Here is a 22541-nt window from a genome sequence, read left to right as displayed (position 1 = left end):
CGCGCCGCACCGGCCTAGCGTCGTGACCATGCGCATCACTCGCGAGGAGCCGGGGCCGGGCCAGGAGTCGGTGTGGGACTACCCGCGCCCGCCGCGGCTGGAGCGCGACCCCCGGCGTGCGGTCGTCACGCACGCGGGCACCGTGGTCGTCGACACCGACGACGTCGTCCGCGTGCTCGAGACCAGCCACCCGCCGACGTTCTACCTGCCCCGCGCCGCCTTCACCGAGGGCGTGCTGCGCACCGCCGAGCGGCGCACGGTGTGCGAGTGGAAGGGCACGGCGCGGTACGTCGATGTCGTCGTGCCGGGCGCGACGCTCGAGGCCATCGGCTGGTGGTACCCCGAGGGCGACGTGTCCGCGACCTACCCCGAGCTGGCCGACCGGGTGGCCCTCTACCCGGCGCCGTTCGACGAGATCACCCTCGACGGCGAGCGCGTGGTGCCGCAGCCCGGCGGGTTCTACGGCGGGTGGATCACCGCCGAGGTCGTCGGGCCGTTCAAGGGCGGGGCCGGCACCTGGGGCTGGTGAGGACTCAGCCCGCCGCGCCCGCCCGCGGGCAGATCGCGCAGGAGCCCGCGCACGACGACGCGGCGGGACCACAGGCCTCGTCGGGAACGGTCACCGACTCGGGCGGCATGCAGGGCTGCGCGGGCCGGTTCTCGGCCTCGAGGGTCTCGGCGCGGTCGGCCTCGGCGAAGCGCGCGCCGACCGTCCCGCCCACCCCGAGCAGGACGAGCAGCCCCAGGGTCCCGACGACGAGCAGCGTCGCGGCCGCCGCGGTGACGGGCGCCAGCAGGGCGCCGACGCCGCCGGCGAGCCCGACGACGCCGGAGGCGACGAAGGCCGGCGCGGCGACCCGGTTGGCGCGCCGGAACGCGTCGACGCGGGCGAGGGTCCAGCCGGTGCGCACGCCGATCAGCCGGTTGCGGCGCAGGCGGTGGGTGGCGGCCAGGACGCCGATGACGACGAGGGTCAGCGCAGCCACGATCAGGACAGCGGCCAGGACGGGGACGACCATGCCTCCAGAGTAGGCTCGGAGCCCGACATGCCCGTCCACGCCACCGGCGTGACGTGGCGCGCCCCGGTCGCCGTCAGCAGTCGCGCCGGAGGCAGCGATCGTGTGTGACCAGGAGGAACGCCGTGACCGCCCAGCCCGACGTCGCCCGGCGGGACTCCTCCGGGGCGGCCGTGCCCCCGTACCGCTACACCGCCGCGCTCGCGGGGGAGATCGAGGCCCGCTGGCAGGACCGGTGGGAGGCGGAGCAGACCTTCGCCACGCCGAACCCGTCGGGCCCGCTGGGTGACGGCTCGGAGCTCGACCCGGCCGAGAAGTTCTACCTCATGGACATGTTCCCGTACCCGAGCGGCGCGGGGCTGCACGTCGGGCACCCGCTGGGCTTCATCGGGACCGACGTGCTCGGCCGCTTCCTGCGCATGACCGGGCGCACCGTCCTGCACACGATGGGCTTCGACGCGTTCGGCCTGCCCGCCGAGCAGTACGCCGTGCAGACCGGCACGCACCCGCGGACCACCACCGAGGCGAACGTGCGGCGCTACCGCGCCCAGATCCGCCGGCTCGGCCTGGCGCACGACGAGCGCCGTTCGGTGTCCACGACCGACCCGGAGTTCTACCGCTGGACCCAGTGGATCTTCCTGCAGATCCACGGGTCGTGGTTCGACCCGGCGGCGAACCGGGCCCGCCCGATCACGGAGCTGGAGGCGGAGTTCGCCGCGGGGACGCGGGACACCCCCGACGGTCGCGCGTGGTCGACGCTGTCGCGCCCGGAGCAGGACCGCGTGCTCGACGGCCACCGCCTGGCCTACCTCGCCGAAGCCCCGGTCAACTGGTGCCCGGCGCTGGGCACGGTGCTCTCGAACGAGGAGGTCACCGCCGACGGGCGCTCCGAGCGCGGCAACTTCCCCGTGTTCCGCCGCAACCTGCGCCAGTGGATGATGCGGATCACCGCGTACGCCGACCGCCTGGCCGACGACCTCGACGGCGTCGACTGGCCCGACTCGGTCAAGGCGATGCAGCGCAACTGGATCGGGCGCTCGCAGGGCGCGACCGTGCGGTTCGCCGTCGCCGGCTCGGACGACGCGGTCGAGGTCTTCACGACGAGGCCCGACACGCTCTTCGGGGCCACGTACCTGGTGCTGGCGCCCGAGCACCCGCTGGTCGACGCGATCCTGCCGGCGGCGTGGCCCCAGCCCGGGGCGGGCGAGGAGCTCGACGGGCGCTGGACCGGGGGCGCCGACACCCCGGCCGACGCGGTCGCGGGCTACCGCAGCGTCGTCGCGTCGCGCTCCGACCTCGAGCGCCAGGAGGCCCGCGACAAGACGGGCGTGTTCACCGGGGCCTGGGCGACGAACCCGGTCAACGGCGAGCCGCTCCCGGTCTTCGTCGCCGACTACGTCCTCATGGGCTACGGCACCGGCGCGATCATGGCCGTGCCCGGCCAGGACCAGCGCGACTGGGACTTCGCGACCGTGTTCGGCCTGCCGATCCGCCGGACCGTGCAGCCGCCCGAGGACTTCGACGGCCAGGCCTACGTCGGGGCCGGCGCGGCGATCAACTCCGCCAACGACGAGATCTCCCTGGACGGGCTGGGCGTCGCCGAGGCGAAGAGCGCGATCATCGACTGGCTGGCCGGGCGCGGTGACGGCGAGGCCGTCGTGCAGTACAAGCTGCGCGACTGGCTGTTCAGCCGCCAGCGCTACTGGGGCGAGCCGTTCCCGGTCGCCTACGCCGCCGACGGCGAGTCCGACGGCGGCCCGTCGATCCCGCACGCCCTCGGCGACGAGGACCTGCCGGTCCTGCTGCCCGACGTCGACGACTACTCCCCCAAGTCGTTCGCGCCCGACGACCGCGACTCGTCGCCGGAGTCGCCGCTGGCGCGCGCCACGGAGTGGACGTCGTTCTCCGCCGACCTCGCCTCCGACTCCGAGCGGGCCTGGGCGCGCTACGTCCGCGAGACGAACACGATGCCGCAGTGGGCGGGCTCCTGCTGGTACCACCTGCGCTACCTCGACCCGACGAACGCCGAGCGCTTCGTCGACCCCGACGTCGAGCGCTTCTGGCTGGGCCCGCGTCCCGAGCAGTTCGGCCCGGCCGACCCGGGCGGGGTCGACCTCTACGTCGGCGGCGTCGAGCACGCGGTGCTGCACCTGCTCTACGCGCGCTTCTGGCAGAAGGTGCTGTTCGACCTCGGCCACGTGAGCGCGTCGGAGCCGTTCCGCCGGCTGTTCAACCAGGGCTACATCCAGGCGTGGGCCTACACCGACGCGCGCGGGGTCTACGTGCCGGCCGAGGAGGTCGTGGAGACGCCCGACGGCCCGGACGGCACGACACGATTCACGTGGAACGACGGCCCCGTCACCCGCGAGTACGGGAAGATGGGCAAGTCGCTGCGCAACGTCGTGACGCCCGACGACATGTGCGCCACCTACGGCGCCGACACCTTCCGGCTCTACGAGATGTCGACGGGGCCGATGGAGGCCTCCCGCCCCTGGTCCACCCGCGACGTCGTCGGGTCGCAGCGGTTCCTGCAGCGGGCGTGGCGGCTGCTGGTCGACGAGCACGACGGCTCGCTGCGGGTCTCCGACGACGCCCCGTCCGACGAGACGCTGCGCCTGCTGCACAAGGTGATCGACGGGGTGCGCGCCGACTTCCCGGCGATGCACTACAACACCGCCGCGGCGAAGCTGATCGAGCTGACCAACCACCTGACGAAGACCTACCCCGACGGCGGGCTGCCGCGGTCTGTCGCAGAGCCGCTGGTGCTGATGCTCTCGCCGCTGTGCCCGCACCTCGCCGAGGAGCTGTGGTCGCGGCTCGGGCACGCGGAGACGCTCGCCTACGCGGCCTTCCCCGAGGCCGACCCGGCGCTGCTGGTCGAGGAGACCGCCGAGTACCCGATCCAGGTCAAGGGCAAGGTGCGCTCGCGGGTCACCGTGGCGGCGTCGGCGACCGAGGACGAGGTGCGCGCCGCGGCCCTGGCCGAGGAGAAGATCGTCGAGATCCTGGGCGGCGCCGAGCCGCGCAAGGTCATCGTCGTGCCGGGCCGCCTGGTGAACGTGGTCCCGTAGCGGGCCGTACGACGACGAAGGGCCCCACCGATCCGGTGGGGCCCTTCGTGCGTGGTGGGGCTCAGCCCTCGCCGCGGATGAACTCCTCGACCTTCTCGTAGGCCACGGAGTCGCGGTACTGCTCGGGCGGGGACTTCATGAAGTACGACGAGGCGCCGAGCAGTGGGCCGCCGATGCCACGGTCGAGCGCGAGCTTCGCGGCCCGGACGGCGTCGATGATGATCCCGGCCGAGTTCGGGGAGTCCCAGACCTCGAGCTTGTACTCCAGCGACAGCGGCACGTCGCCGAAGGCGCGCCCCTCGAGCCGGACGTAGGCCCACTTGCGGTCGTCGAGCCACGGCACGTGGTCCGACGGGCCGATGTGGACGTTGCCCTTGCCCATGTCGCGGTCGACCTGCGAGGTCACCGACTGGGTCTTGGAGACCTTCTTCGACTCCAGGCGCTCCCGCTCGAGCATGTTGCGGAAGTCCATGTTGCCGCCGACGTTGAGCTGCATCGTGCGGTCGAGCTGCACGCCGCGGTCCTCGAAGAGCTTCGCGAGGACGCGGTGGGTGATGGTGGCGCCGACCTGGCTCTTGATGTCGTCGCCGACGATCGGCACGCCCGCCTCGGTGAACTTCGCGGCCCACTCGGGGTCGGAGGCGATGAACACGGGCAGGGCGTTGACGAAGGCGACGCCCGCGTCGAGCGCGCACTGCGCGTAGAACTTGTCGGCGTCCTCGCTGCCCACCGGCAGGTAGGAGACGAGCACGTCGGCGCGCGCCTCGCGCAGCGCCGCGACCACGTCGACCGGCTCCTCGTCGGCCTCGGTGATCGTCTCGCGGTAGTAGCGGCCCAGCCCGTCGAGGGTGTGGCCGCGCTGCACGATCACGCCGGTCGGCGCGACGTCGGCGATCTTGATCGTGTTGTTCTCGCTCGCGCTGATGGCCTCGGCGAGGTCCTGCCCGACCTTCTTCGCGTCGACGTCGAACGCCGCCACGAACGTCAGGTCCCGGACGTGGTAGCCGCCGAAGTCGACGTGCATGAGACCCGGCACGCGGGCGGCCGGGTCGGCGTCGGCGTAGTACGTGACGCCCTGGACCAGCGACGCGGCACAGTTGCCGACGCCGACGACGGCCACACGGACCTGACCCATGGATGGTCTCCTTCGCTCATTCGGGCCGACGGGTACGACCCGTCGGCCCCTCGGTGTCGTGACGCCCCAGCGACCGTTCGTGGTCGATGAGCTCGTCGAGCCAGCGCACCTCGCGCTCGGTGCTGTCGAGCCCGAGCCGGTGCAGCTCGCGGGTGTAGCGGTCGATCTGCTCGCCGGCGCGGGTCATCGTCGCCCGCAGCCCCTCGCGCCTCTCCTCGACGCGACGGCGCCTCCCCTCGAGGATCCGCATGCGCACCTCGGCGGGCGTGCGGGAGAAGAAGGCGAGGTGGACCCCGAAGCTGTCGTCGTCGTGCGTCTGCGGCCCGGCCTCGCCGAGCAGCTCGTCGAGGCGGTCCTTGCCCTCGGCGGTGATCTCGTAGACCCGACGCCCCCGGCGACCCCAGCCGCCGCGGGGGGCGACCTCGTCCCCGGGCTCGCGCTCGGTGATCAGCTCGGCCCGTTGGAGACGACGCAGGGTCGGGTAGACCGAGCCCCACGAGTACGCACGCAGCGAGCCGAGCCGGGCGTGGAGCTGTTTGCGCAGCTCGTACCCGTGCATCGGGGTCTCGTGGAGGAGACCGAGGACCGCGAGCTCGAGCACGGTCCCTCCTCCCGGTCGACGACTGCTGCCGGTCGCCGACCATATCGGCCCGATACATCGGGAGGCCTCCCCCCGACGACCACGTCACAGGACGACAGCGCGCCCGGCCCGCCCGCTGGCTACGCTGGAACGCGTGCGAACACCCCGCCAGGTCGTCGACTACGCGCTGCAGCGCCGCGCGCACCTCGCCGACCTCGCCGCCGGGCGCACCACCTCCGCGGACGCCTGCGACGCCGGGGCCTACCTCCTGCAGGCGGCGTCCTTCCACGGTCTGCCGACCCCCACGAAGTGCCCGGTGTGCCGGCGCGACGAGGTCGTCAACGTGTCCTGGGTGTTCGGCGACCGGCTCGGTCCGGTGTCCGGTTCCGCCCGTTCGGCCGACGAGATCGCTCGGTTGGACGACGCGGCCGGCGAGTTCACGGTGCACGTGGTGGAGGTCTGCCGTACATGCCGGTGGAACCACCTCGTACAGTCCTACGTCTTGGGAGCGGACGACGTCTCGGGTACGGGCCGCCGTCGGCGTCGTACGGCATCACCCTGACGCCGTCGCGGTGCGCGTGAGCGGGCCGGGTCCGTTCCTGACGATGCCGTTCCCGGGAGGCGCCACGTGACCGACGACCGTCGGACGGACCGTCGTCCCGTCGCCGGCCCAAGCGGCCCCCAGGGCAACGGGGCCCGGCCGGGCCCCGCGGTCACGCGGGTGGACAAGCTCCCGCCGGGATGGTCGCCCGTGCCCCCCTCGCAGGCGCGCGACGCGGGCCGGCCCGCCGCGCGCAACGCCCGGCCGCCCCAGCCGGCCTCACCGCCGCGGCCCGCGAACGGGCAACCGGGCAACGGCCAGAAGCCCGCGAACGGCCAGAAGCCTGCGAACGGCCAGAAGCCGGCCAACGGCCAGGCACCCGCCACGCGCGTCGGGCCGCCCGCCGCCCCCGGCACCCGCGTCGCCCCCTCGTCGGTCCCCGAGCCCCGCCTCCTCACCCACGAGAGCGCCCGTCCGCTCGCGAGCGCCGGCTCGCTGGCGTCCGCCCCCACCCGGGCCGCCCGCCCGGGCACCGCGCCCACGGACGTGGTCACGGGCACCGCGGCCCCCGGGCGCACCCCGCCCCCGCCGGCCGACCCGCCCTCCCGCGGAGGCCGGGGCGGGGACGACGAGCCGCGCGGACGCAAGGCGAGGGCGGCCGCCCTCCCGCCGGGGAAGCGCCGGTGGCGCCGCGTGCGCCGGATCGCCTACGTGCTGATCGGGCTGTTCGTCGTCGCGCCGCTCCTGGCCTTCGCGGTCGGCTGGATCGTCTTCCGCATCCCGAGCCCCGACGACACGACCAACAACCAGGTCGCGACGATCGCCTACCAGGACGGCGAGACGCTCGCGAACCTCACCCAGGCGCAGGGCAACCGGATCAAGGTCCCGCTGAACCAGGTCCCGGTCTGGGTCCAGCAGGCCGTCCTGTCCGCCGAGGACCGCAGCTTCTACACCAACTACGGGTTCGACCCGGTCGGGATCGCGCGCGCCGCCTGGAACCAGGCGCAGGGCGGCTCCGGCGGTGGCTCGACGATCACCCAGCAGTACGTGAAGAACGTGCTGGTCGGCGACGAGTACTCGCTCTGGCGCAAGTACCGCGAGGTCGTCATCGCCACGAAGATCAACCAGGAGCAGTCGAAGGAGGAGATCCTCGGCAACTACCTGAACACGATCTACTTCGGCCGCGGCGCCTACGGCATCCAGGCGGCGGCGCAGGCCTACTACGGCCGCGACGTCGCCACGCTGACCCCGTCCGAGGGCGCCGTGCTCGCCGGGCTCATCCAGGCCCCGTCGAAGTGGGACCCGGCGGTCGACCGCGGCATGAGCCAGCAGCGGTGGGCCTTCGTCCTCGACGGGATGGTCGCCCAGCGCTGGCTCTCCCCCACCGACCGGGCCGCCGCGGTGTTCCCGGCGACGATCCCGCCCGCCCAGCGCCGCAGCGGCATCCCCGAGAACGACCGGGGCCACATCGTCTCCGCGGTCAAGGACGAGCTCGCCTCCTACGGGATCACCGACCAGCAGGTGAACCAGGAGGGCCTGCGGGTCGAGACGACGATCGACCCGAAGCTCCAGCAGCAGGCGGTCGACTCGGCGCAGAAGACGCTGCAGGGCCAGCCCGCGAACCTGCGCACCGCCGTCGTCTCGGTCGACCCGCGCACCGGCGCGATCGTCGCCTACTACGGCGGCAAGGACGGGTCGGGCTTCGACTACGCCCAGGCCAAGCGCCAGCCGGGCTCGTCGTTCAAGCCCTTCGTGCTGCTGGCCGGGCTCGAGCAGAACCCGCCGATCGGCCTGGGCAAGACCTACGACGGGTCGTCGCCGAAGGAGATCGCCGGCACGAAGGTCGCCAACTCCGAGGGCGAGAGCTGCCCGAGCTGTGACCTCAAGACCGCCATGACCCTCTCGATCAACACCGTCTTCTACCAGCTCGGCGTCGACGTCGGGCCGCAGAAGGTCGCCGACGCCGCGCACCAGGCCGGCGTCTCCGCCCCGCTCGACGCGCCCACCGGCGGTATCTCGATCGGGGACAAGGAGGTCCGCGCCGGCGACATGGCCTCGGCCTACGCGACGTTCGCCGCCGACGGCCAGTACCACCGCCCGCACATGGTCACCCGCGTGACCACCGCCGACGGCCGCATCCTCTACGACGGCGGGGTCCCGGCGGCCGAGCAGCGGATGAGCCAGCAGGTGGCCCGCAACGTCACCGAGTCGATGCTCGACGTGGCCTCGCACTCCCAGATCGGCCTCTCCGGCGGTCGGCCGGTCGCGACGAAGACCGGCACGGTCCAGTCCTCGACCGAGGGCCAGAACAACGACGCCTGGACCGTCGGCTACACCCCGCAGATGTCGACGGCGGTGTGGGTCGGCACCGACGACAACTCGCCGATCAAGTCCTCCAACGGCAAGCCGATCTACGGGCGCGGGGTGCCCGGCCAGATCTGGCAGCGGTTCATGAACAACGCCCTGCGCAACGACCCCGTGGAGAAGTTCTCCGACTTCAAGGCCATCGGCACCCCGCCCGCGCCCCCGCCCGCCGCTCCCGACCCGAACAAGCAGGAGGGCCAGGAGGGCCAGTACTGCGTCGACGGCGTCTGCGTGAACTACGGCGACGGCAACAACGGCGGCGACAACGGTGGCAACAACGGGGACAACGGCGGCGGCGAGAACGGCGGCAACAACGGGGGCGGGGACAACGGCGGCAACGGGGACGGCGGCGGCAACGGGGGCGAAGACGGTGGTGGCGGCGGTGGCGGCGATCGCGGTGGCGGGAACCCCTTCGGAGACTTCTTCCCGAACGGCTGACACGCGTGTCGGCTGACGCCCCGCCCGACCAGGGACGGGCCCATGACCCGGCCTCGCTCGACGCGTCGGCCCGGGTGTTCCCCGCCCACGACGACGCCTTCGTCCGCGGCGCGAGCGCGGCGGTCGGCGGCCCGGTGGGCGCCCACGCGGTCGTCGGGCGGGCGAGCTTCTTCACGCCGCTGCGGGTGGTGCTCCTGCTCGCGACGATCGTCCTGGTGCTCGGCTGGTTCGCGAAGGCGCCGTGCCTGCAGCAGTACGTGGACTCGTCGGGCCAGGTGCAGCTCGACTGGCGCGACAGCCGCCAGTACGTGGCGATGTGCTACTCCGACACGGTCCCGCTCTACAGCGCGGAGCGCCTCGACACCGGCGGCGTCCCCTACGTCACCAACTGGGTCGACCAGCGCGACGACGGCACCACCCAGGTCCGGTACATGGAGTACCCGGTGCTCACCGGGTTCTTCCAGTGGGCGAACGCGCGGCTCACGGCGGGCTGGCTCTCCCTCGGCCTGCCGGGCGCCCTGCCGGTGGTCGTCTACTTCGATCTCTCCGCCTTCTGGCTGGCCCTGGCGTGGCTCGGGGTCGTCTGGGCGACGGTGCGGCTGCGGCCGGGCCGGCCGTGGGACGCGGCGATCGTCGCGACCTCCCCGCTGGTCGCGGTGCACGCGTTCACCAACTTCGACACCCTCGCGGTCGCCGGCGCCACCCTGGGCATGCTCGCCTGGTCCCGACGACGGCCCGGGGTCGCCGGGCTGCTCCTCGGGCTGGGGGCGGCGGCGAAGCTCTACCCGCTGTTCCTGCTGTTCCCGCTCCTGCTGCTGTGCCTGCGCGCGGGACGGATGCGGGCGTGGTGGACGGTCGCGCTGACCGGGCTCGTCACGTGGGCGGTGGTCAACCTCCCGGTGGCGGTCCTCGCCCCCACCGGGTGGTGGGAGTTCTTCCGGCTCAACTCCACCCGCGGCGCCGACCCCGACTCGCTCTACAACGTCGTCACCGGGCTGACGGGCTGGTCCGGGTTCGACGGGCCGCTCGCGTCGGGGCAGCCGCCCTCGGTGCTGAACGCGGTGACCGCGCTGCTCTTCGTCCTCTGCTGCGCGGCGATCGCCTACCTCGTGTGGCGGGCGCCGGTCCGGCCGCGGCTCGCACCGATCGCGTTCCTCGTCGTCGCCGCGTTCCTGCTGACGAACAAGGTGTGGAGCCCGCAGTACTCCCTGTGGCTCGTCCCGCTCGCGGTGCTCGCGTACCCGCGCTGGCGGCCCCTGCTGGCCTGGATGGCGCTCGACGCGTTCGTCTGGGTCCCGCGCATGTACTTCTACCTCGGCACCGGCAGCAAGGGCCTGCCGCCGGAGTGGTTCTACGCGGCGGTCGTCGTGCGCGATCTCGCGGTGGTGGGGCTCGCGGTGCTCGTCGTCCGGACGGTCCTGCGCCCGGGCCTCGACCCGGTCCGCCGGCGCCCGGGGCGTCCCGGGCCGTCCTTGCCCGGTGCCGACCCCGACGGCGGCGTCCTCGACGGCGCGCCCGACGCCGCCTGGTTCACCGCGCGGCGGCCGCCGGCGGACGCGCCGGGCCGCGCGGCCCTCGTCGGGACCACCCGATCCGGGCGGACCTGACCCCTCCCGGCCCAGGGACCACGATCGGGGCGTGCCCCGGCCGTGACATTCCGGTGATTCCCGCGTCACCGCCGGAGCAGTGCGTCGTTTGACTGCTCGTCGGACTCCGCCCGGCGCACAGGGCATGTGTGAGCGCGGGACCGATCAGTGTGTCGTTGACGATAGGGGTCCTCCTGATGGGTGCGCGGTTCTCGCGTCTGGTGTCGGTCGCAGCAGCGGGCGGTGTCATCACCGGTTCGCTCCTCCTCGGGGCGGGTGCCGCGTTCGCCGCCCCCGCGGCCCCGGGTGACGTCGTCCCGGCGAAGTGCGGTCAGACGGTCCAGGCGAACCCGGGCGACACCGTCCAGGTGACCCCGACGCTCGGTCTGCCGTTCCTCGTGCCGGTCTCCGGCTCGAACGGTCCGCTGCAGTCGATCACGAAGCCGCTGACCGGCCTGCTGTGCAAGGTCCAGGTCCAGGTCATCGAGCCGGTGACCAGCGGCGTGGCCGCGGCGGTGCCGCAGGCCAAGCCGCTCACGGACGCCGTCGCGGCAGGCACCGGTGCGCTCGCCCCGAAGGCACCCGCGAAGTCGGCCGCCGCGGCCCCGGCCGCGACCACTCCCGCCGCCGCGGCGCCGGTCGCGCCGATGGTGCCCGCGCCGATGGCCCCCGCGCTGCCGCCGGCCGCCCTGGCCGCCGCCGCGCCGGCCTTCGCGCCCTCGTTCAACGCGCTGCCCTCGTCGTTCCTCGGCGCCACCGCGCCGCTCTCGGCCCCGGCGGGCCTGCCCGCGTACGACCCCGGGCAGCTGCTCGGCTCGGCCTTCCCGGGCCTCAAGGCCGGGGCGCCCGCCTACCTCGGGTACGACCCGGCGAGCGCGGTGACCACCGCCAGCCAGGTCCAGGCGCTGCCGGTCGACGGCATGTCGGGCGGCATGGGCGTCCCGGTCATGATCGCGGTCCTCGCCCTCGCGGGCGTGGCGGCGTTCGTCGTCCGCTCGATGGTCCTGCGCCGCGCCGCGGGGTCGGCCGCCGCCGTTCCGACCGAGGTCGAGAACTCCGACGACGACGACATCAGCATGGAGGCCCTCGCCAACGTGCAGGGCGAGGCCCCCGAGTCGCCGGCCCTCGGCTTCCCGGCCGCGCACCACGGGGCCGACGAGACCGAACTGATGGGAACCACCGGGCGCTGAGCCACGTCCGAGCCCCGGAGGGCCCGGACACGACACGACACCGCGGGCGGGTCGGAATCCTCGGATTCCGGCCCGCCCGTCGGCGTCGTCGGGGTGGTCACCTAGACTGGCGCGACCGGGTTCCCTCCTGTCACGGATCGTCCGTGGCCGTTAGCCCATGGGAGGTGAGTGGTACTCGTGCGCCACTACGAAATGGTCGTCATCCTCGAGCCGAGTCTCGACGAGCGCACCGTGCAGCCGTCGCTGGAGACGTTCCTCAACGTCATCCGCAACGACGGCGGAACTGTCGAGAACGTCGACGTCTGGGGACGTCGCCGCCTCGCCTACGAGATCGAGAAGCACGCCGAGGGCATCTACGCCGTCCTCGACGTCAACTGCGAGCCGAAGACCATCAAGGAGATGGATCGTCAGCTCGCCCTGAACGAGTCGGTGCTGCGCACCAAGGTCATGCGCCGCGACCCGGCCGCTGCGACGCGCCGGGGCAAGGCCGGCGCGAGCTGATGGCCGGCGACACCGTCATCACCGTGGTCGGCAACCTCACCGCCGACCCGGAGCTGCGGTTCACGCCGTCCGGCGCCGCCGTCGCGAACTTCACCGTCGCGTCGACCCCCCGCACCTTCGACCGCCAGAGCGGCGAGTGGAAGGACGGGGAGGCCCTGTTCCTGCGGTGCAACATCTGGCGCCAGGCGGCGGAGAACGTCGCCGAGACGCTGACGCGCGGAGCGCGGGTCATCGTGCAGGGCCGGCTGAAGCAGCGTTCGTTCGAGACCCGCGAGGGTGAGAAGCGCACCGTCATCGAGCTCGAGGTCGACGAGGTCGGCCCGTCGCTGCGGTACGCGACCGCCAGCGTCACCAAGGCCAGCCGCTCCGGCGGCGGCGGTGGTGGCGGCTACGGCGGTTCCAACGACGGCGGCGGCGGGGGCTACTCCGGCGGCGGCGGCGGTGGAGGGGGCTACGGCGGTGGCCAGTCCTCCGGCGGCGACGACCCGTGGGCGTCCGCGCCCGCGGCGGGCTCGTCCGGCGGCGGCGGTGGCTACGACGACGAGCCCCCCTTCTGATCTCTCGACATCCCCAGAATTCGGCTAGGAGAAAGAACCACCATGGCGAAGCCGCCGGTGCGCAAGCCCAAGAAGAAGGTCTGCGCGTTCTGCAAGGACAAGAACCAAGCGATCGACTACAAGGACACCAACCTCCTCCGCAAGTACATCTCGGACCGCGGCAAGATCCGCGCCCGCCGGGTCTCGGGCAACTGCTCGCAGCACCAGCGGGACGTCGCCGTCGCCGTGAAGAACTCGCGTGAGATGGCCCTGCTGCCCTACACGTCGACCGCGCGCTGAGGAAGGGGAACCACGCGATGAAGCTCATCCTCACCGCCGACGTCGCCAACCTCGGCGGCCCCGGTGACCTCGTGGACGTCAAGGACGGCTACGGGCGCAACTTCCTGCTGCCCCGCGCTCTGGCGATCGTCGCCACCCGCGGTGCCATGAAGCAGGTCGAGACGATCCGCCGCACCCAGGAGGGCAAGCGGATCCGCGACCTCGACCACGCGAAGGAGGTCGCCGGCCAGATCCAGGGGATCGGCAAGGTGACCGTCGCCGCGAAGTCGGCGGGCCAGGGCAGCAAGCTCTTCGGCTCGATCACCCCGGCCGACATTGTCGCCGCGGTGCGCTCCGCCGGCGGGCCGAACCTCGACAAGCGCCTCGTCGACATCAACGGCCACATCAAGACGACCGGGTCGCACTCGGTCACCGTTCGGCTGCACCCCGACGTCTCCGTCGAGCTGCCGCTGGCCGTGCAGGGCACGTAGAGCCCCGCAGCCCTCGTTCGGGCCCCGGACCGCGTCGTCGGTCCGGGGCCCGACGTGTGTCCGGACCTCCTCCGTCCGGCCGCCGATCGGTGACCGGGGTACAGGTCCGCGGTCACGTCCTGTGGACAGGGCGGTCACCGTGCGCCGAGAGGTCACCGAACCGCCCGGCGCGCGACCCCGGCCGGTCGTCTCCCCGCCTCGTGACCGTGTCGCGACACGCCGTGCACCCCGCCGCGACGACATGCCGGTCCACTTGTTGTCCCCAGGGTGCACAAAGCTGTGACCAGCGAGAACGGCGAATCTGAGGGAGTTGCCAACAGGTTGTCCCCAGGTGCGCCCACCTGGATCGGGTGTGCTTGCCCGTCCGTCCCCAGTCCATCAACACCACGTGCACACCACCGCCTGGCCGACGTCGCGACCGTGCCCCTAGCGTCCCCCCGGCGCCCGACGTGATCGATGTTGTCGGTGGGTCGCGGTAGAGCTTGGTGCGGCCGACGGACCGTGGGACCCCTCGGGGCCCCGGTGCGGCGGGACGGGCGGGGACGGCGTGAGGAGCGGTCGGTGGCGGTACTCGACGAACGGGGATCGGGTGGGCGTGACGGGGGCTACGGCGGCCCGCGGTCGGCCCGCTCGGGCGACGGCGAGGGGCGCCCGGAGTTCGACCGTCAGCCCCCGCAGGACATCGCCGCCGAGCAGTCGGTGCTCGGCGCCATCCTGCTGAGCAAGGACGCCATCGCCGACGTCATCGAGCTCCTCAAGCCCGACGACTTCTACCGCCCCGCCCACCAGACCGTCTACGAGTGCGTGCTCGACCTCTACGGCCGCGGCGAGCCCGCCGACCCGGTCACCGTGTCGGCCGAGCTCGAGCGCCGCAACGAGCTGCTGCGCATCGGCGGCGCGCCCTACCTGCACACCCTGATCGCCACGGTGCCGACGGCGGCCAACGCCGCCTACTACGCGGAGATCGTGGCCGACCGGGCGATCCTGCGCCGCCTCGTCGAGGCCGGCACCCGCATCGTCCAGCTCGGCTACCACGGCGGCGAGGGCGCCGACACCGACGACATCGTCGACCGTGCCCAGGCGGCCGTCTACGAGGTCACCGACCGGCGGGTCACCGAGGACTACGTCGCGCTCGAGGACGTCCTGCAGCCGACGATGGACGAGATCGACGCGATCGCCTCGCGGGGCGGCGTGTCCTTCGGCGTGCCGACGGGGTTCACCGACCTCGACGACGTGACGAACGGTCTGCACGCCGGACAGATGATCATCGTGGCGGCCCGGCCCGGCATCGGGAAGGCCCTCGCCCTCGACACCCCGCTGGCGACGCCGACCGGCTGGACGACGATGGGCGAGGTCGCCGTCGGCGACCACCTGCTGGACGCCTCGGGCCGGCCGACCCGCGTCGTGGCCGCGACGGACGTGATGGGCGACCGTCCCTGCTACGAGGTCACGTTCTCCGACGGCACCGTCATCGTCGCCGACGCCGACCACCAGTGGCTCACCGACACCCGTGCCTCCCGTCGGTCGGAGCGGGTGCCGGCGGCCGTGCGGACCACCGAGGAGATCGCGGCGACGGTGCGCACGCCCACCGCGGACCGCCGGGCGAACCACTCGGTCGACGTCGCCGCGCCCCTGCAGCTGCCGGAGCAGGAGCTGCTGGTCCCGCCCTACGCCCTCGGGGTGTGGCTCGGCGACGGCTCGTCCGGTTCGGCGTCGTTCACCAGCGCCGACCCCGAGGTGGCGGCCCTCATCGAGTCCGAGGGTCTGCTGGCCCCGCGCCTGGCATCGGAGCTGCGGTACGTGCTCCGGACGTGCGGCGGAATGCCTCTGGACGGCGCACTGCGGACGCTGGGGGTCCTCGGCGACAAGCACGTCCCCACGTCCTACCTCCGCGCGTCGGAGGACCAGCGGCGGGCCCTGCTCGCCGGGCTGCTCGACTCCGACGGGACGGTCCTGCCCACCGGGGTGCTGCAGTTCGCGGTGACCCACGAGCGGCTCGCCCGGGACGTCGCGGAACTGGTGGCCTCCCTCGGCATGCGGTGCTCGATCACGACGAAGGCGGTCGCCGGCCGGACGGCCGCGTCGAGCACGGCCTTCATGGTCACCTTCAGCACGACGGAGACGGTGTTCCGGCTCGAGCGCAAGCGGCTCGCCCACAAGGAACGTCAGCGGGCGACCTCGGACGTGCGGGTCCGCCGCCGCTACATCACCGAGGTCCGGGCGGTCCCCTCCGTGCCGGTGCGCTGCGTCGAGGTCGACAACGCCGACCACCTGTACCTGGCGGGGCGGTCGATGGTGCCGACCCACAACTCCACCCTCGGTCTCGACTTCGCGCGGTCGGCCAGCGTCAAGCACGGGCTGACCAGCTGCGTCTTCTCCCTGGAGATGAGTCGCACGGAGATCGTCATGCGCATGCTCTCGGCCGAGGCGAAGATCCGGCTCTCCGACATGCGCGCCGGCACCATGACCGACGACGACTGGACGCGGCTCGCGCGGCGGATGAGCGAGATCTCCGAGGCGCCGCTGTTCATCGACGACTCGCCGAACATGACGATCATGGAGATCCGTGCGAAGGCCCGGCGGCTCAAGCAGCGGCACGACCTGCGGCTGATCATCCTCGACTACATGCAGCTGATGACCTCGGGCAAGAAGGTCGAGAGCCGCCAGCAGGAGGTCTCGGAGTTCTCCCGGCAGCTCAAGCTCCTGGCCAAGGAGCTCGAGATCCCGCTGGTCGCGATGAGCCAGCTCAACCGTGGTCCGGAACAGCGGACGGACAAGAAGCCGCAGCTCTCCGACCTCCGGGAGTCGGGCTCGCTGGAGCAGGACGCCGACATGGTCATGCTGATCAACCGGCCCGACGCCTTCGAGCGCGACGACCCGCGCGCCGGCGAGGCCGACATCATCCTGGCCAAGCACCGCAACGGGCCCACGGCGACGATCCCGATCGCCCACCAGCTGCACTACAGCCGGTTCGCCGACCTCGCCCGCGGCTGAGCCCGCACCTCACCCGGAGCCGACGCGGTGCCGGGTCGGGCGGGCTGCCAGGGTGTGTCCATCGTCGCGCGGACACGCCGCGCACGGAGAGAGGAGCCGAGATGGCGGGCATCGACGACAAGGTCGACAAGGCCTACGAGGGCAAGAGCCTGAGCGAGATCGCCGACGCGCCGGTGGAGGCGCTGCAGGGCGTCTCCGAGGTCGACGCGAAGCACCTCAAGGAGGCCTTCAACATCACGACGGTGCGCGACCTGGGCACCAACAAGTACTTCCTGTGGGCCCAGTCGATCGCCAAGATCGCGGAGTGAACCCCGGGCGACGGCGGGCCCCGGCCCGCCGTCGCCACCCTCCTCGACGTCCCCGTCCGGGCGTGTGACGGCCACCACCCCGGGTATGCCCGAGGGTCCCGCGACGACGAGGAGAGCTGCGATGAGCACCGAGAACCAGAACGACCCGTCGACGGTCGTCCCGCCCGCCGCCCCGCTGACCGGGGTGAACACCGAGCCCGGGCAGCCCGAGGTCTCCGAGGTGTTCCCGGCCGGCGACGCCGCGTCCGACGAGCACCTCGTGTCCGACGACGACTGACCTCCGACGGCCGGCTCAGGATAGGGCGAGCGGCAACCCGGCCGCGACGAAGTGCCCGGGCCCGATGAACGAGGTCAGCCCCGCGATCCGGTCCGACCGCAGCGTCAGCACGGTCAGCGACCAGGCGCGGAAGGCCTCGTCCCGGTCCCCCTGGGCCACCGCGGGACCGTTCAGGTAGAGCGCGACCGCGGGCTGGCCGTTCGCGGTCGTCGGGACGGTGCGCCACGTGCCGCAGCCGCCCAACGGCACCGCCCGGGCGAACGCCGCGACGTCGTCGATCCCGGCGTACCAGCCGGGCAGCGGCGGCATCGACCACGTGACGTCCTCGGTGAGCAGGGCGACGAGCCGGTCGGCGTCGCCCTGCTCCAGGGCCGTCGCGTAGCCGGCCACGACCGCCCGCAGGCGCGCGTCGCCGACGTCGGCGAGGGTCCGCTGCTGGGAGACCGGCGGGACCTTCTCCGCGACGACCCGCCGGGCGCGCTGCAGCGCCGAGTTCACCGACGCGGTGGTCGTGTCCATCGTGGCGGCGATCTCGGCGGCGGAGAAGCCGAGCACCTCGAAGAGCACGAGCGCCGCCCGCTGGTTCCCGGGCAGGTGCTGCAGCGCCGCGACGAACGCGAGCTCGACCGACTCCCGGGTCTCCACGGCCAGCGCGGTGTCGGGGTAGGGCGTCAGCCAGGCGACGTCGGCGGGCGCGTCGTCGAGGACCGGCTCGGGCGCGGCGGGCCCGAGGTCCATCGGCAGGGCCCGCCGTCCCCGGGCCTCGATCAGGTCGAGGCAGGTGCGGGTGGCCACGGTGTGGAGCCAGGAGCGCAGCGAGCTGCGGCCCTCGAAGCCCCCGAGCGCCCGCCAGGCCCGCAGGAGGGCGTCCTGCAGGGCGTCGTCGGCGTCGTGGACCGAGCCGAGCATCCGGTAGCAGTGGGCGTGCAGGTCGCGGCGCAGCGGCGCGACGAGGCGGTCGAACGCCGGCGGGTGGCCCGCCCGCGCCGCCTCGAGGTCGTCGGGAGCGAGCGCCGTGCCGTCCATGGCGTGAGTGTGCCGGTGGCGGTGTCCGATTTCGAGGGGCTACGGCCGCGCGGGGGCCCGGATGCCCAGCACGACGACGGCCGTCGCCGCCAGCAGGGCCACGAGGAACACGACGGTGGCCGACCAGCCGGCGGCACCGAACACCACCCCGCCCAGCGTCCCGCCGATCGACGAGCCGACGTAGTAGCTGAACAGGTAGAGCCCCGAGGCCACGGCGCGCCCATGGGCGGCCCGCCGGCCGACGGCGGCGGAGGCGATCGCGTGGCCCGCGAAGAACCCGACGGTCAGCAGGGCGAGCCCGCCGATCACGAGGGCGAGCACCGGCGCGAGCATCGCCAGCGCGCCGAGCGCGGCGACCCCGCACGCCGCGAGCACGGTCGTCCGCGACCCGAGCCACGTCGACAGCCGTCCGGCGACCGTCGAGGTCACCGTGCCGACGGCGTAGAGGACGAAGACGAACCCGACGACGAGGTCGGGCAGCGAGAACGGCGGGCCCAGGAGCCGGAACGCGACGTAGTTGTAGGCGCAGACGAAGGTGCCCATGAGCAGCAGCCCGACCGCGAACAACCGGCGCAGCACGGGGTCGGCGAGGTGGGAGCGGACCTCCCCGACGAGGTCGCGCGCGGCGACCGGGCTCGGGGTGAACCGCCGCGAGGACGGCAGGACCAGCCAGAACACGACCAGGCAGAGCGCCGAGACCCCCGCGATCCCGCCGAGGGCGACCCGCCACGAACCCACCAGGTCGTTGATCGCCGAGACGATGATCCGCCCCCCGAACCCGCCCACGGAGTTGCCCGCCACGTAGAGGCCCATGGCGCCCCCGAGGTGGCCGGCGTCGATCTCGTCGGCCAGGTAGGCCATCCCGACGGCGGGCAGGCCGGCGAGCGCGACCCCCTCGAGGGCGCGCAGCACGAGCAGCAGCGCGAACGTCGGCGCGACGGCGGCCGCGAGCCCGAACAGCACCGCCGCGCCGAGCGAGAACACCATCACCGGCCGCCGGCCCCACCGCTCCGAGAGCGCCGACGCCGGGATGATCGCGACCGCGAGGCCCGCGGTGGTCGCGGAGACCGACAGCGAGGCGGTCCCGGGCGAGACGGCGAACACCTCGACGAGGCGCGGCAGCAGCGGTTGCGTCGCGTAGAGCAGGGCGAACGTGGTGAAGCCGGCGAAGAAGAGGCCGACCGAGATGCGCCGGAACCCGGGGTCGCCGCGGCGCAGGGCGGGCGCGGTCTCCGTGGTCGACATCGTTCGCCAGGCTAACCGCCCGATTCGTCCGTCACCCACGTCAGATACGTCTCGTGCCCCCCGGTCACGGGCAGGGCGATCACCTCGGGGACGTCGTAGGAGTGGTTCCCGACGATCCACGCGGTCGCCTCGGGCACGCGCGCCGTCTTCACCACCAGCTGGTACTCCGCCTCCACCGACACGGCGCCCTCCCAGCGGAAGACGCTGCGCACCGGCCCGACGATCTGCACGCACGCCGCGAGGTGGGCCTCGACGAGGCCGCGGGCCAGGCGCTCGGCCTCGTCGGCGGAGTCGGTGGTGCACAGGACGACGGCGGGATCGCTCACCGCACGGTTCCTACCCCACCGCCGCGGGGCGCCTACGCTCGTTGTCGTGAGCAACGACCTCGGGGACGCGCCGCCCCGGCACCGCTGGCTCGTGCTCGCGATCTGCTGCACGAGCCTGCTCGTCGTGTCGATGGACGCCACCATCGTCAACGTCGCCCTGCCGGTGATCCGCACCGACCTGCAGGCGTCGATCACCGAGCTGCAGTGGACCGTCGACGCCTACACGCTCGTCCTGGCCTGCTTCCTCATGCTGGCGGGGGCGACCGGTGACCGGGTGGGACGCCGCCGGACGTTCCAGGTGGGGCTCGCGGTGTTCGGGGCCGGGTCGCTGCTGTGCAGCCTCGCGCCGTCGGTGGGCTGGCTGATCGCCGCGCGGGCCGTGCAGGGCCTGGGCGGCACGATGCTCAACCCGGTCGCGATGTCGATCATCACGAACGTCTTCACCGACCCGCGCGAGCGCGCCCGCGCCATCGGCGTGTGGGGGTCGGTGGTGGGGATCGCCCTCGGCCTGGGCCCGGTGCTCGGCGGGGTGCTCACCGAGGCGGTCGGCTGGCGGGCGATCTTCTGGGTCAACGTGCCCGTGGTGCTCGTGGCGATCGCGCTGACCGCCCGCTACGTCCCCGAGTCGCGGGCGCCGCACGCGCGCCGGCCCGACCCGCTGGGCCAGGTGCTCGTGGTGGTCGGGCTCGCGGCGCTGACCACGGCCGTCATCGAGGGACCCCGGCTGGGCTGGACGTCGGTGACCATCGTCGGGCTCGCGGTGCTGGCGGTCGTCGCGCTCGCCGGGCTGATCGTCTGGGAGCGGCGCCGCGTGGAGCCCCTGCTCGAGCTGCGGTTCTTCGGGAGCGTGCCGTTCTCGTCGGCGACGGTGATCGCGGTGTGCGCCTTCGCCGCGTTCGGGTCGTTCCTGTTCCTCTCGACGCTCTACCTGCAGGAGGTCCGCGGCCTCTCCGCGCTCGGCGCGGGCCTCGCGCTGCTGCCGGCGGCGGTGACCGCGACCGTCTGCGCTCCGCTCTCCGGGCGGCTCGTGGCGACCCGGGGCTCCCGGTTCTCGCTGGTGACCGCGGGCGTGTCGATGACCGTGGTCGCGGTGGTGATCGCCCAGGTGGGTCCGACGACGCCGCTGTGGGTGCTCCTCGCGGCGTACGCCCTGTTCGGGATCGGGTTCGGCCTGGTCAACCCGCCGATCACCAACACCGCCGTGAGCGGCATGCCGCGCGCCCAGGCCGGGGTGGCCGCGGCGGTCGCCTCGACGAGCCGACAGGTCGGGTCGACCTTCGGGGTCGCCGTCAGCGGGACCGTGGTGGCCGCCGCCGTGGGGGTGCAGGCGGGCCTCTCGCCCGCCTGGTGGGTGGTGGCCGTGGCCACCGCGGTCGTCGCGGTCCTGGGGGTCGCGGCGACCACGACGCGGGCCCGGGCGACGGCCGACCGCGTGGCCGACCTCTTCGCCGAGGAGCCCGTGCCGCACCGGGTCTGACCTCGTCTTATGCGACATGCAGCGGTGTCACATGTGATCACCCGGACGGCGACTGGGAGATCGGCCACTGCGGTGGGCGGGTCGGCCCCTGCTGGTGCCACCCTGGGTGATCCGCGGGTGACGCGGGGAATTGGGGATGCCACGTGACGACGACGCAGTCTCCGGCGGCAGCCGCTGGAGTGTTCGAACTGGGCGGGGAGCTCCCCGTCCGACGCCTGGGTTACGGCGCGATGCGCCTGACCGGGGAGGGCATCTGGGGCCCGCCGAAGGACACCGACAACGCGCTGGCGGTCCTCCGCCGCGCCGTCGACCTGGGAGTCGACTTCATCGACACGGCCGACTCGTACGGCCCGTACGTGAGCGAGGAGCTCGTCCGCGAGGCGCTCCATCCGTACCGCGACGTGACCGTCGCGACGAAGGCCGGCCTGCTGCGCACCGGCCCCAACCGCTGGATCCCGTGCGGTCGGCCGGACTACCTGCGCCAGGAGTGCGAGATGAGCCTGCGCCGCCTCGGCGTGGAGACCATCGACCTCTTCCAGCTGCACCGGGTCGACCCGCACGTGGCCGCCGACGAGCAGTTCGGTCTGCTCGCCGACCTGCAGCGTGAGGGCAAGGTCCGCCAGGTCGGGCTCTCCCAGGTCTCGGTCGAGCAGATCGAGGCCGCGCGGAGCATCGTGGACGTGGCGTCGGTGCAGAACCGCTACAACCTCGTCGACCGGTCCTCCGACGCCGAGCTGCGCTACTGCACCGAGCACGGCATCGCCTTCGTCCCGTGGGCCCCGGCCGACGCCGGCTCGCTCGCGCAGGAGGGCAACGTCGCGCACGAGGCGGCCGTCGAGCTGGGCGCCACCGCGGCGCAGGTCGCGCTCGCCTGGCTGCTGCAGCGCAGCTCGGTCATGGTGCCGATCCCGGGGACCGCGTCCCTGGAGCACCTCGAGGAGAACTGCGGCGCCGGGGTGCTGGAGCTCCCCCGCGCGGTGGTGGCCCGGCTCGACACGGCCGCGAGCTGACCGACCCGGAACGGACCGACGGGCCGTTCGTCACCGGAGACGGTGACGGGCGGCCCGTCCGTCGTCGGGGGCCCTAGGCGTCGACGCGGCGCCGCGCCCGGTCGGCGTCGCGGCGGGCGAGGTCGCGCCGCCGCCGCCGCAGCGCCGCCC

At 73.3% G+C, this 22541-nt stretch carries 21 protein-coding genes; 15 read left to right on the top strand and 6 right to left on the bottom strand.

Annotated features, from left to right (window positions below; all coding sequences use genetic code 11):
* Window positions 1-28 precede the first annotated feature (28 nt).
* Window positions 29-529 carry a DUF427 domain-containing protein gene (locus ACFPBZ_RS27100; protein WP_378039232.1) on the top strand — a complete coding sequence of 167 codons (501 nt, stop codon included), beginning with the start codon at window positions 29-31 and terminating at the stop codon, window positions 527-529.
* Between the two features lie 4 nt (window positions 530-533).
* Here the strand turns inward: ACFPBZ_RS27100 and ACFPBZ_RS27095 are convergent, their stop codons facing one another.
* A complete protein-coding gene (locus ACFPBZ_RS27095; protein ID WP_378039231.1) occupies window positions 534-1019 on the bottom strand; it encodes an SdpI family protein in 486 nt (161 codons plus the stop codon).
* A gap of 122 nt (window positions 1020-1141) precedes the next feature.
* Between ACFPBZ_RS27095 and ACFPBZ_RS27090 the strand changes: the two genes are divergently transcribed.
* Entirely contained in the window at window positions 1142-4087 is a 2946-nt protein-coding gene (locus tag ACFPBZ_RS27090; protein WP_378039230.1) for a leucine--tRNA ligase, read from the top strand.
* A gap of 61 nt (window positions 4088-4148) precedes the next feature.
* Here the strand turns inward: ACFPBZ_RS27090 and ACFPBZ_RS27085 are convergent, their stop codons facing one another.
* Window positions 4149-5222: an inositol-3-phosphate synthase gene (locus tag ACFPBZ_RS27085; protein ID WP_378039229.1), complete on the bottom strand. Its 1074-nt coding sequence runs from the start codon at window positions 5220-5222 to the stop codon at window positions 4149-4151.
* A 16-nt stretch (window positions 5223-5238) separates the two neighbouring features.
* A complete protein-coding gene (locus ACFPBZ_RS27080; RefSeq protein ID WP_378039228.1) occupies window positions 5239-5823 on the bottom strand; it encodes a PadR family transcriptional regulator in 585 nt (194 codons plus the stop codon).
* A gap of 133 nt (window positions 5824-5956) precedes the next feature.
* On the opposite strand from ACFPBZ_RS27080, the gene ACFPBZ_RS27075 reads away from it, so the two are divergent.
* The 11 genes from ACFPBZ_RS27075 to ACFPBZ_RS27025 all read left to right on the top strand — a co-directional run bounded on the left by ACFPBZ_RS27075 (window position 5957) and on the right by ACFPBZ_RS27025 (window position 17307).
* Window positions 5957-6364 (top strand): DUF5318 family protein, encoded by a 408-nt coding sequence (locus ACFPBZ_RS27075; protein WP_378039227.1) that lies wholly within the window; start codon window positions 5957-5959, stop codon window positions 6362-6364.
* A gap of 189 nt (window positions 6365-6553) precedes the next feature.
* On the top strand, window positions 6554-9145 hold the full coding sequence (locus ACFPBZ_RS27070) for a transglycosylase domain-containing protein (RefSeq protein WP_378039226.1): 2592 nt from the start codon (window positions 6554-6556) through the stop codon (window positions 9143-9145).
* A 5-nt stretch (window positions 9146-9150) separates the two neighbouring features.
* A complete protein-coding gene (locus tag ACFPBZ_RS27065) occupies window positions 9151-10752 on the top strand; it encodes a glycosyltransferase family 87 protein (protein ID WP_378039225.1) in 1602 nt (533 codons plus the stop codon).
* 176 nt (window positions 10753-10928) lie between these two features.
* A complete protein-coding gene (locus tag ACFPBZ_RS27060) occupies window positions 10929-11921 on the top strand; it encodes a hypothetical protein (protein WP_378039224.1) in 993 nt (330 codons plus the stop codon).
* Window positions 11922-12089: 168 nt separating this feature from the next.
* Complete coding sequence (rpsF, locus tag ACFPBZ_RS27055; protein ID WP_378039223.1) at window positions 12090-12422, top strand: 30S ribosomal protein S6; 333 nt, start codon at window positions 12090-12092, stop codon at window positions 12420-12422.
* Window positions 12422-12979, top strand: a complete 558-nt coding sequence (locus ACFPBZ_RS27050) for a single-stranded DNA-binding protein (protein ID WP_378039222.1) — start codon at window positions 12422-12424, stop codon at window positions 12977-12979. Before rpsF ends, ACFPBZ_RS27050 begins: the two co-directional genes overlap by 1 nt.
* 42 nt (window positions 12980-13021) lie before the next feature.
* Window positions 13022-13258 carry a 30S ribosomal protein S18 gene (gene rpsR, locus ACFPBZ_RS27045; RefSeq protein WP_378039221.1) on the top strand — a complete coding sequence of 79 codons (237 nt, stop codon included), beginning with the start codon at window positions 13022-13024 and terminating at the stop codon, window positions 13256-13258.
* Window positions 13259-13275: 17 nt separating this feature from the next.
* Window positions 13276-13728: a 50S ribosomal protein L9 gene (rplI, locus tag ACFPBZ_RS27040; RefSeq protein WP_378039220.1), complete on the top strand. Its 453-nt coding sequence runs from the start codon at window positions 13276-13278 to the stop codon at window positions 13726-13728.
* A 561-nt stretch (window positions 13729-14289) separates the two neighbouring features.
* Window positions 14290-16722, top strand: a complete 2433-nt coding sequence (gene dnaB, locus ACFPBZ_RS27035; protein ID WP_417281525.1) for a replicative DNA helicase — start codon at window positions 14290-14292, stop codon at window positions 16720-16722.
* Between the two features lie 101 nt (window positions 16723-16823).
* The gene (locus tag ACFPBZ_RS27030; protein ID WP_378039218.1) at window positions 16824-17030 is read left to right on the top strand and encodes a hypothetical protein; all 207 of its coding nucleotides are present in this window, start codon (window positions 16824-16826) and stop codon (window positions 17028-17030) included.
* Between the two features lie 121 nt (window positions 17031-17151).
* Window positions 17152-17307, top strand: coding sequence for a hypothetical protein (locus tag ACFPBZ_RS27025; protein ID WP_378039217.1), 156 nt, complete (start codon window positions 17152-17154; stop codon window positions 17305-17307).
* 15 nt (window positions 17308-17322) lie between these two features.
* Here ACFPBZ_RS27025 and ACFPBZ_RS27020 read toward each other — a convergent pair whose 3' ends face one another.
* Genes ACFPBZ_RS27020 through cutA form a run of 3 tightly spaced genes read right to left on the bottom strand, consistent with a single transcriptional unit; the run spans window position 17323 to window position 19904 of the window.
* A complete protein-coding gene (locus ACFPBZ_RS27020; RefSeq protein WP_378039216.1) occupies window positions 17323-18333 on the bottom strand; it encodes a sigma-70 family RNA polymerase sigma factor in 1011 nt (336 codons plus the stop codon).
* A 39-nt stretch (window positions 18334-18372) separates the two neighbouring features.
* Window positions 18373-19578, bottom strand: a complete 1206-nt coding sequence (locus tag ACFPBZ_RS27015) for an MFS transporter (RefSeq protein WP_378039215.1) — start codon at window positions 19576-19578, stop codon at window positions 18373-18375.
* Between the two features lie 11 nt (window positions 19579-19589).
* Complete coding sequence (gene cutA, locus ACFPBZ_RS27010) at window positions 19590-19904, bottom strand: divalent-cation tolerance protein CutA (RefSeq protein ID WP_378039214.1); 315 nt, start codon at window positions 19902-19904, stop codon at window positions 19590-19592.
* Window positions 19905-19950: 46 nt separating this feature from the next.
* On the opposite strand from cutA, the gene ACFPBZ_RS27005 reads away from it, so the two are divergent.
* Together ACFPBZ_RS27005 and ACFPBZ_RS27000 are read left to right on the top strand one after the other, a co-directional pair.
* On the top strand, window positions 19951-21381 hold the full coding sequence (locus ACFPBZ_RS27005; RefSeq protein WP_378039213.1) for an MFS transporter: 1431 nt from the start codon (window positions 19951-19953) through the stop codon (window positions 21379-21381).
* A gap of 143 nt (window positions 21382-21524) precedes the next feature.
* Window positions 21525-22391: an aldo/keto reductase gene (locus ACFPBZ_RS27000; protein WP_378039212.1), complete on the top strand. Its 867-nt coding sequence runs from the start codon at window positions 21525-21527 to the stop codon at window positions 22389-22391.
* Window positions 22392-22541 lie beyond the last annotated feature (150 nt).

Origin of the sequence: Actinomycetospora atypica, from assembly GCF_042653685.1 — a bacterium.
Lineage (GTDB): Bacteria > Actinomycetota > Actinomycetes > Mycobacteriales > Pseudonocardiaceae > Actinomycetospora > Actinomycetospora atypica.
Note: the sequence above shows the minus strand (reverse complement) of the source record. Positions and strands in the feature narration are given on the sequence as shown.